The sequence below is a fragment of the Escherichia sp. TW14182 genome, assembly GCF_000208525.1.
Lineage (GTDB): Bacteria > Pseudomonadota > Gammaproteobacteria > Enterobacterales > Enterobacteriaceae > Escherichia > Escherichia ruysiae.
The window spans coordinates 1-9,267 of sequence record NZ_AEJZ01000208.1 but is presented as its reverse complement, the minus strand read 5'-3'; the positions used below and the strand labels follow the sequence as shown (position 1 = coordinate 9,267).

Here is a 9,267-nt window from a genome sequence, read left to right as displayed (position 1 = left end):
TGGTCGCGGTGCGATGACCAACCACTGGGTGGATATCAAAAACGCTAACGTCGTGATGGTGATGGGCGGTAACGCTGCTGAAGCGCATCCCGTCGGTTTCCGCTGGGCGATGGAAGCGAAAAATAACAACGATGCAACCCTGATCGTTGTCGATCCCCGTTTTACGCGTACCGCTTCTGTGGCGGATATTTACGCACCTATTCGTTCCGGTACGGACATTACGTTCCTGTCTGGCGTTTTGCGCTACCTGATCGAAAACAACAAAATCAATGCCGAATACGTTAAGCATTACACCAACGCCAGCCTGCTGGTGCGTGATGATTTTGCTTTCGAAGACGGTCTGTTCAGCGGTTATGACGCTGAAAAACGCCAGTACGATAAATCGTCCTGGAACTATCAGTTCGATGAAAACGGCTATGCGAAACGCGATGACACGCTGACTCATCCGCGCTGTGTGTGGAACCTGCTAAAAGAGCACGTTTCCCGCTATACGCCGGACGTCGTGGAAAACATCTGCGGTACGCCAAAAGCCGACTTCCTGAAAGTGTGTGAAGTGCTGGCCTCCACCAGCGCACCGGATCGCACAACCACCTTCCTGTACGCGCTGGGCTGGACGCAGCACACCGTCGGTGCGCAGAACATCCGTACTATGGCGATGATCCAGTTGCTGCTCGGCAACATGGGTATGGCCGGTGGCGGCGTGAACGCACTGCGTGGTCACTCCAACATTCAGGGTCTGACCGACTTAGGTCTGCTCTCTACCAGCCTGCCGGGTTATCTGACGCTGCCGTCAGAAAAACAGGTTGATTTGCAGTCTTATCTGGAAGCGAACACGCCGAAAGCGACGCTGGCGGATCAGGTGAACTACTGGAGCAACTATCCGAAGTTCTTCGTTAGCCTGATGAAATCTTTCTACGGCGATGCCGCGCAGAAAGAGAACAACTGGGGCTACGACTGGCTGCCGAAGTGGGATCAGACCTACGACGTCATCAAGTATTTCAACATGATGGACGAAGGCAAGGTCAGCGGTTATTTCTGCCAGGGCTTTAACCCGGTTGCGTCCTTCCCGGACAAAAACAAAGTGGTGAGCTGCCTGAGCAAGCTGAAGTACATGGTGGTTATCGATCCGCTGGTGACTGAAACCTCTACTTTCTGGCAGAACCACGGCGAGTCGAACGATGTCGATCCTGCGTCTATTCAGACTGAAGTATTCCGTCTGCCTTCGACCTGCTTTGCTGAAGAAGATGGTTCTATCGCTAACTCCGGTCGCTGGTTGCAGTGGCACTGGAAAGGTCAGGACGCGCCGGGCGAAGCGCGTAACGACGGCGAAATTCTGGCGGGTATCTACCATCATCTGCGCGAGCTGTACCAGGCCGAAGGTGGTAAAGGCGTAGAACCGCTGATGAAGATGAGCTGGAACTACAAGCAACCGCACGAGCCGCAGTCTGACGAAGTGGCAAAAGAGAACAACGGCTATGCGCTGGAAGATCTCTATGATGCCAATGGCGTGCTGATTGCGAAGAAAGGTCAGTTGCTGAGTAGCTTTGCGCATCTGCGTGATGACGGTACGACTGCATCTTCTTGCTGGATCTATACCGGTAGCTGGACAGAGCAGGGCAACCAGATGGCCAACCGTGATAACTCCGACCCGTCCGGTCTGGGGAACACGCTGGGATGGGCCTGGGCGTGGCCGCTCAACCGTCGCGTGCTGTACAACCGTGCTTCAGCGGATATCAACGGTAAACCGTGGGATCCGAAACGAATGCTGATCCAGTGGAACGGCAGCAAGTGGACGGGTAACGATATTCCTGACTTCGGCAATGCCGCGCCGGGTACGCCAACCGGGCCGTTTATCATGCAGCCGGAAGGGATGGGACGCCTGTTTGCCATCAACAAAATGGCGGAAGGTCCGTTCCCGGAACACTACGAGCCAATTGAAACGCCGCTGGGAACTAACCCGCTGCATCCGAACGTGGTGTCTAACCCGGTGGTTCGTCTGTATGAACAAGACGCGCTGCGGATGGGTAAAAAAGAGCAGTTCCCGTATGTGGGTACGACCTATCGTCTGACCGAGCACTTCCACACCTGGACCAAGCACGCATTGCTCAATGCAATCGCCCAGCCGGAACAGTTTGTGGAGATTAGCGAAACGCTGGCGGCGGCGAAAGGCATTGCCAATGGTGACCGTGTCACTGTCTCCAGCAAGCGTGGCTTTATCCGCGCGGTGGCTGTGGTAACGCGCCGTCTGAAACCGCTGAATGTAAACGGTCAGCAGGTTGAAACGGTGGGTATTCCAATCCACTGGGGCTTTGAGGGTGTCGCGCGTAAAGGTTATATCGCTAACACTCTGACGCCAAATGTCGGTGATGCAAACTCGCAAACGCCGGAATATAAAGCGTTCTTAGTAAACATCGAGAAGGCGTAAGGGGGCGAACAGATGGCTATGGAAACGCAGGACATTATCAAAAGGTCCGCAACTAACTCCATCACGCCGCCTTCTCAGGTGCGTGATTACAAAGCAGAAGTCGCGAAACTTATCGACGTTTCCACCTGTATCGGCTGTAAAGCCTGTCAGGTGGCGTGTTCGGAGTGGAACGACATCCGTGATGAAGTGGGGCACTGCGTCGGGGTTTATGATAACCCCGCCGATCTGAGCGCCAAGTCCTGGACGGTGATGCGCTTTAGCGAAACCGAACAGAACGGCAAGCTGGAGTGGCTGATCCGTAAAGATGGCTGTATGCACTGTGAAGATCCGGGCTGCCTGAAGGCGTGCCCGTCTGCTGGTGCAATCATTCAGTACGCTAACGGGATTGTCGATTTCCAGTCGGAAAACTGCATCGGCTGTGGTTACTGCATTGCCGGGTGTCCGTTTAATATTCCGCGCCTCAACAAAGAGGATAACCGGGTATATAAATGCACGCTCTGCGTCGATCGCGTCAGCGTCGGCCAGGAACCGGCTTGTGTGAAAACCTGTCCGACCGGGGCTATCCACTTCGGCACCAAGAAAGAGATGCTGGAGCTGGCGGAACAGCGCGTGGCGAAACTGAAAGCGCGTGGTTACGAACATGCTGGCGTCTACAACCCGGAAGGTGTCGGTGGTACTCACGTTATGTACGTGCTGCATCACGCCGATCAGCCAGAGCTGTATCACGGTCTGCCGAAAGATCCGAAGATCGATACCTCGGTGAACTTGTGGAAAGGCGCGTTGAAACCGCTGGCAGCGGCTGGCTTTATCGCCACTTTTGCCGGGTTGATTTTCCACTACATCGGTATTGGCCCGAATAAGGAAGTGGACGATGACGAGGAGGAGCATCATGAGTAAGTCGAAAATGATTGTGCGCACCAAATTTATTGATCGCGCCTGTCACTGGACCGTGGTGATTTGCTTCTTCCTGGTGGCGCTGTCCGGGATTTCGTTCTTCTTCCCGACGCTGCAATGGCTGACGCAAACCTTCGGTACGCCGCAGATGGGACGCATTTTGCACCCGTTCTTCGGCATTGCGATTTTCGTTGCGCTGATGTTTATGTTCTTCCGCTTTGTGCATCACAACATCCCGGATAAGAAAGATATTCCGTGGCTGTTGAACATTGTCGAAGTATTGAAAGGCAATGAGCACAAAGTGGCGGATGTTGGTAAGTACAACGCCGGACAGAAGATGATGTTCTGGTCAATCATGAGCATGATTTTCGTGCTGCTGGTGACCGGGGTGATCATCTGGCGTCCGTACTTTGCGCAGTACTTCCCGATGCAGGTTGTCCGTTATAGCCTGCTGATCCACGCGGCAGCGGGTATCATCCTGATCCACGCCATCCTGATCCATATGTATATGGCATTCTGGGTGAAAGGGTCGATTAAAGGGATGATCGAAGGGAAGGTGAGCCGTCGCTGGGCGAAGAAACACCATCCGCGCTGGTATCGTGAAATCGAGAAGGCAGAAGCAAAAAAAGAGAGTGAAGAAGGGATATAATCTCTTTTGAACTTTAAGCTGAAAATGGCGCTGTAAAAGGCGCCATTTTTTTATTGCGTAACCAGACGGCGTAGTCGCGACACATCCACCGTTTTTTCAGCCTCTGCCAGACTCCACGCGTTTTGCAGATTCAACCACATTTGCGGCGAACTGCCGATCACCACGGAAAGTTTAATCGCCATTTCTGGCGTCAAAGCCGCTTTTCCGGTCAGCAATCGGCTTGCCGTTGAGGGCGCAATTTCCATTGCTCTGGCAAATTCGCGCAGGCTGACGTTCAGCTCGTCCAGTGATTCCTGAATGATGTCCCCCGGACGGGGATGATTGGCCATTTTCATCAGTGATAGTCCTCGTAATCCAGTATGTATGCATCGCCATTGACGAACTCAAACGTTATCCGCCAGTTGCCCGAGACAGAGATTGCCCAAATTCCATCGCGATCGCCGCTTAACGGGTGTAGTCGGTAACCTGGCATATCGATATCAGCAAGACAGCTTGCTGCATCAATTACAGCGAGTCGGTGGCGTAATCTTTTGACTTGCGTCGGTATAACGCCGGAGGTTTTGCCAAGAAGAAACAAGTCACGCAATCCCTTGTGTCTGAAATTCATTATCATCTCTTCATCCTTGTTCCTTCGAAAGGAACACTATCACTATTGTTCCGTGCAGCGCAACAAATTTCGCTACGTTTTCGCGAATTGTGAGGGGAAAGATGAGGGAGGAAAAGAAGAAGAGTTAAATAGCGGAAAGCGTCTCGCAAAACAGGCTGCGACACCAGGACTGGCAGTCGCAGCAATGGTCTCTTAGCGGCGGAAATCAATCACCATACGGCCACGGATTTTGCCTTCTTCCATCTCGGTAAAGATGGTGTTGATGTCCGCTAACGGACGCAGGGCGACTTTCGGCACCACTTTGCCTTCGGCGGCAAACTGGAAGGCTTCAGTTAAATCCTGGCGCGTGCCGACCAGCGAACCGACCACTTCAATACCATCCAGCACAAGACGTGGGATATCCAGGCTCATAGACTCCGGCGGCAGACCGACAGCCACAACACGACCGCCTGCACGGACAGCATCAACTGCCGAGTTAAACGCAGCTTTAGCTACTGCTGTTACCACCGCAGCGTGAGCGCCACCGGTTTTCTCCTGCACAATTTTGGCGGCGTCTTCGGTGCGTGAGTTAATCGCTAAATCTGCCCCCATTTCAGTCGCCAGTTTTAACTGCTCATCATTGACATCAATGGCGATCACTTTGGCGTTAAAGACATTCTTCGCGTATTGCAGGGCGAGGTTACCCAGACCGCCAAGACCGTAGATAGCAATCCACTGACCGGGACGAATTTTTGACAGTTTAACCGCTTTGTAGGTGGTGACCCCCGCACAGGTAATGCTGCTGGCCGCCGCCGAATCCAGGCCATCTGGCACTTTTACCGCGTAATCGGCGACCACGATGCACTCTTCCGCCATCCCGCCATCAACGCTGTATCCGGCATTTTTAACTGAACGGCAGAGCGTTTCGTTACCACTGTTACAGTATTCGCAATGACCGCATCCTTCGTAAAACCACGCTACGCTGGCACGATCGCCTGGTTTTAATGAGGTGACACCTGGGCCAACTTCTGCTACCACACCGATGCCTTCATGGCCCAGAATTACGCCGGTTTTGTCACCAAAATCGCCATTCTTAACATGAAGATCGGTATGACATACACCACAACACTCCATTTTCAGCAGGGCTTCGCCATGTTTCAGTGAGCGCAGTGTTTTATCCGTAACGTCAACATGATGATCCTTCGTAACAACTGCAGCCTTCATAGTTCCTCCTTTTCGGATGATGTTCTGCATAGCAGGTGAGGCAAATGAGATTTATTCGCCACTACCCAGTATGGATGAGATCTGAAAAAGGGAGAGGAAAATTGCCCGGTAGCCTTCACTACCGGGCGCAGGCTTAGATGGAGGTACGGCGGTAGTCGCGGTATTCGGCTTGCCAGAAATTATCGTCAATGGCTTGTTGCAAAGCTTCGGCAGACGTTTTCACCGCCACGCCTTGCTGCTGCGCCATTTTGCCAACCGCAAACGCAATTGCGCGGGAGACTTTCTGAATATCTTTTAGTTCCGGTAGTACCAGACCTTCGCCGTTCAGGACCAGCGGCGAATACTGAGCAAGCGTTTCACTTGCCGACATCAGCATCTCATCGGTGATACGTGACGCGCCGGAAGCAATAACACCCAGCCCAATGCCCGGGAAAATAAAGGCGTTGTTACACTGGGCGATAGGGTAGATTTTATCTTTCCATACCACTGGATTAAACGGGCTGCCAGTGGCGACCAGCGCGTTACCTTCGGTCCAGGCGATAATGTCCTGCGGTGTGGCTTCCACGCGTGACGTCGGGTTAGACAGCGGCATCACGATCGGACGCGGACAGTGTTTATGCATCTCACGGATGATCTCTTCCGTAAACAGCCCGGTCTGTCCTGAGACGCCAATCAGAATATCTGGTTTTACATTGCGCACCACATCCAGCAGTGACAGCACATCGCTGTCGGTATCCCAGTCACTAAGATTTTCGCGTTTCTGCACCAGTTTGGTCTGGAAAGGCAGTAGGTTTGGCATCTTGTCGGTGAGCAGACCAAAGCGATCGACCATAAACACTTTCTGTCGCGCCGCTTCTTCGCTTAATCCTTCGCGCTGGGTCTGGGCGATAATCATTTCGGCAATGCCGCATCCCGCTGAACCGGCGCCGAGGAAGACAATCTTTTTCTCGCTTAACTGACCACCTGCTGCGCGGCTGGCTGCGATCAGTGTGCCGACCGTTACCGCTGCGGTGCCCTGAATGTCATCGTTAAAAGAACAAATTTCATGGCGATAGCGGTTAAGCAACGGCATCGCATTTTTTTGTGCAAAGTCTTCAAACTGCAGCAACACGTTCGGCCAGCGTTGCTTCACTGCCTGGATAAATTCGTCAACGAATTCATAGTATTCATCGTCAGTGATGCGCGGATTACGCCAGCCCATATACAACGGGTCGTTAAGCAGTTGCTGGTTGTTGGTGCCGACGTCTAGCACCACCGGAAGGGTATACGCCGGGCTGATGCCGCCACAGGCGGTATAGAGCGACAGTTTACCGATCGGAATACCCATCCCGCCGATGCCCTGGTCACCAAGACCCAGGATACGTTCGCCATCCGTCACCACAATCACTTTAATATTATGGTTCGGCACGTTTTGCAGAATATCGTCCATATTGTGCCGGTTCTGGTAAGAGATAAACACGCCGCGTGAACGGCGGTAGATCTCAGAAAAACGCTCACAGGCTGCGCCGACGGTTGGGGTATAAATAACAGGCATCATCTCATCAAGATGATTGTTTACCAGACGGTAGAAGAGGGTTTCGTTAGTGTCCTGGATGTTACGCAGGTAGATGTGTTTGTCGATTTCGGTTTTGAATCCCTGATACTGGATCCATGCTCGTTCCGCTTGTTCTTCGATGGTTTCGACCACCTCCGGCAGTAACCCCAGCAGGTTGAAGTTACGGCGTTCTTCCATGCTGAAGGCGCTGCCTTTATTCAACAACGGAAATTCCAGCAGTACAGGGCCAGCGTAAGGAATATAAAGCGAACGCTGTTTTTTTGTTTTTGGTTCCATGTCACTCACTCTTTTTTGAATATCCATCCCTGGGGTGCTTTTATCGTCTTTGCTTTACCGCCAGGGCGTCGCCCCCAAGTATAAAGCAGATAAAAACAAAAACACCATTGCGCAGGCAATGGTGTTTAATCGTCATTGAGGACTGATTGTTAAGGATTACTTTTCAGCGGGGCATTTTCTGCCGGTTGGGTTATTTACCACGCTGGATTTGTCACCTTCGGTAACTATTTTGCGCTGGTTAGAAATTTTATGATCCAGTCCAAGAATATGACGTGCCTGACGGTTCGATTTCATTTGTACTCCTCAATCCTGTTGCTAGTTTTAAGGACAACATCGCCGTAGCGAAGAAACACGTGCTAAACCCCTAAATTAGGTTGCCGATCAAGCATAGCAGCTTAAAGCATAGGGTGCTGGCCACTGACCACATAATTGATCGTTTGCTGGTAGATATCACTGAGGATGTCGTTATCAGAAGCTTCCACCCATTTGGTCAGCTCCATGAGAATGTCATCTTCAGTGACAACACCGTGCTCTGCCCGAAGGCCTTGCTCAATGGCATTAACCAGAGCGGGTTCTGCTGTTGAATTTTCTGCCTGATAATAAGTAAACATAGTGATTCTCCGTGTCTGTGTATTTATGGTGTCTGCTACGGATCGCAGATTTATAAAGCACATTCAGCATGGCAAATATTTGCCGCTTCGTTGTTAAGATTAGTCCTGGTTGATGTGTTTTATATTTTAACTGCATGATATTCATGACTATTGTTATTGGCATTCGTTGCTTGATATTGCTGCAATATCTTTTAAACCATATATTCCCCGCCTTCTGTTGTGGTAATTTTATTTAAGTTCGGAGGTAATATTTTCGCCGGATTTTATTCGGAATATCCTGCTTATCCTCGTGCTGTTTCTCACGTAGTCTATAATTTCCTTTTTAAGCCCACAGGAGAGCAACAATGACAATCCATAAGAAAGGTCAGGCACACTGGGAAGGCGATATCAAACGCGGGAAGGGAACAGTATCCACCGAGAGCGGCGTGCTGAACCAACAGCCGTATGGGTTTAACACGCGTTTTGAAGGCGAAAAAGGAACCAACCCTGAAGAATTGATTGGCGCTGCACATGCCGCTTGTTTCTCGATGGCGCTTTCATTAATGCTGGGGGAAGCGGGATTCACGCCAACATCGATTGATACCACTGCCGATGTATCGCTGGATAAAGTCGATGCTGGTTTCGCGATTACCAAAATCGCACTGAAGAGTGAAGTTGCCGTACCGGGTATTGATGCCTCAACCTTTGACGGCATTATTCAGAAAGCAAAAGCCGGATGCCCGGTTTCTCAGGTACTGAAAGCGGAAATTACGCTGGATTACCAGTTGAAAGCATAAGTACTCGCCGGATGATGTTGTCATCCGGCAAGCATTTACACCAATATTTTCTGATTATCTCAATGAAATCTCGCATTTAAACGGCATCGTCATTCTTTTCGTTATTCCCGCCTGTTCCCGAACAATCATTATTGCATCAGGTTGTAAACTCCTATTTCGTTCAGAATAACAGTAAAACTCTGTTTATTTATGTTCTCTGTTTGATGGTGAGAAACATTTATGGCATTGTAAGATTCAGTTGATTTAATTAATTTGAATTAGTTAAATTTAA

10 protein-coding genes are annotated in these 9,267 nt (G+C 51.0%); 4 read left to right on the top strand and 6 right to left on the bottom strand.

Going from position 1 to position 9,267, the window contains the following annotated elements:
• From fdnG to fdnI, 3 genes are all read left to right on the top strand, one after another.
• On the top strand, positions 1-2,425 hold a 2,425-nt coding region (fdnG, locus tag EQY_RS0116800; protein WP_000474366.1), incomplete at its 5' end, for a formate dehydrogenase-N subunit alpha.
• Positions 2,426-2,437: 12 nt separating this feature from the next.
• A complete protein-coding gene (fdnH, locus tag EQY_RS0116795; RefSeq protein ID WP_001240581.1) occupies positions 2,438-3,322 on the top strand; it encodes a formate dehydrogenase N subunit beta in 885 nt (294 codons plus the stop codon).
• Complete coding sequence (gene fdnI, locus EQY_RS0116790; RefSeq protein ID WP_000045638.1) at positions 3,315-3,968, top strand: formate dehydrogenase-N subunit gamma; 654 nt, start codon at positions 3,315-3,317, stop codon at positions 3,966-3,968. The genes fdnH and fdnI overlap by 8 nt, the downstream gene beginning before the upstream one ends.
• Before the next feature lie 50 nt (positions 3,969-4,018).
• On the opposite strand, the gene EQY_RS0116785 is transcribed toward fdnI, so the two are convergent.
• The 6 genes from EQY_RS0116785 to bdm form a co-directional block, all read right to left on the bottom strand.
• Complete coding sequence (locus EQY_RS0116785; protein ID WP_000781370.1) at positions 4,019-4,303, bottom strand: HigA family addiction module antitoxin; 285 nt, start codon at positions 4,301-4,303, stop codon at positions 4,019-4,021.
• Positions 4,303-4,581, bottom strand: a complete 279-nt coding sequence (locus EQY_RS0116780; protein ID WP_000605676.1) for a type II toxin-antitoxin system RelE/ParE family toxin — start codon at positions 4,579-4,581, stop codon at positions 4,303-4,305. Before EQY_RS0116780 ends, EQY_RS0116785 begins: the two co-directional genes overlap by 1 nt.
• 186 nt (positions 4,582-4,767) lie before the next feature.
• On the bottom strand, positions 4,768-5,778 hold the full coding sequence (gene adhP / locus EQY_RS0116775; protein ID WP_000642407.1) for an alcohol dehydrogenase AdhP: 1,011 nt from the start codon (positions 5,776-5,778) through the stop codon (positions 4,768-4,770).
• A 133-nt stretch (positions 5,779-5,911) separates the two neighbouring features.
• Complete coding sequence (maeA, locus tag EQY_RS0116770) at positions 5,912-7,609, bottom strand: malate dehydrogenase (RefSeq protein WP_000433478.1); 1,698 nt, start codon at positions 7,607-7,609, stop codon at positions 5,912-5,914.
• 156 nt (positions 7,610-7,765) lie between these two features.
• Positions 7,766-7,903 carry a stationary-phase-induced ribosome-associated protein gene (sra, locus tag EQY_RS0116765; protein ID WP_000841553.1) on the bottom strand — a complete coding sequence of 46 codons (138 nt, stop codon included), beginning with the start codon at positions 7,901-7,903 and terminating at the stop codon, positions 7,766-7,768.
• 101 nt (positions 7,904-8,004) lie between these two features.
• Positions 8,005-8,220, bottom strand: a complete 216-nt coding sequence (gene bdm, locus EQY_RS0116760) for a biofilm-dependent modulation protein (RefSeq protein WP_000495764.1) — start codon at positions 8,218-8,220, stop codon at positions 8,005-8,007.
• A 344-nt stretch (positions 8,221-8,564) separates the two neighbouring features.
• Between bdm and osmC the strand changes: the two genes are divergently transcribed.
• A complete protein-coding gene (gene osmC / locus EQY_RS0116755; RefSeq protein ID WP_000152304.1) occupies positions 8,565-8,996 on the top strand; it encodes a peroxiredoxin OsmC in 432 nt (143 codons plus the stop codon).
• Positions 8,997-9,267 lie beyond the last annotated feature (271 nt).

Excerpts from the sequence above, each read along its gene's own strand:
- EQY_RS0116780 (WP_000605676.1), bottom strand. The coding sequence starts at position 4,581 with ATGATAATGAATTTCAGACACAAGGGATTGCGTGACTTGTTTCTTCTT.
- adhP (WP_000642407.1), bottom strand. The coding sequence starts at position 5,778 with ATGAAGGCTGCAGTTGTTACGAAGGATCATCATGTTGACGTTACGGAT.
- fdnI (WP_000045638.1), top strand. The coding sequence starts at position 3,315 with ATGAGTAAGTCGAAAATGATTGTGCGCACCAAATTTATTGATCGCGCC.
- EQY_RS0116785 (WP_000781370.1), bottom strand. The coding sequence starts at position 4,303 with ATGAAAATGGCCAATCATCCCCGTCCGGGGGACATCATTCAGGAATCA.
- sra (WP_000841553.1), bottom strand. The coding sequence starts at position 7,903 with ATGAAATCGAACCGTCAGGCACGTCATATTCTTGGACTGGATCATAAA.
- fdnH (WP_001240581.1), top strand. The coding sequence starts at position 2,438 with ATGGCTATGGAAACGCAGGACATTATCAAAAGGTCCGCAACTAACTCC.
- osmC (WP_000152304.1), top strand. The coding sequence starts at position 8,565 with ATGACAATCCATAAGAAAGGTCAGGCACACTGGGAAGGCGATATCAAA.
- maeA (WP_000433478.1), bottom strand. The coding sequence starts at position 7,609 with ATGGAACCAAAAACAAAAAAACAGCGTTCGCTTTATATTCCTTACGCT.
- bdm (WP_000495764.1), bottom strand. The coding sequence starts at position 8,220 with ATGTTTACTTATTATCAGGCAGAAAATTCAACAGCAGAACCCGCTCTG.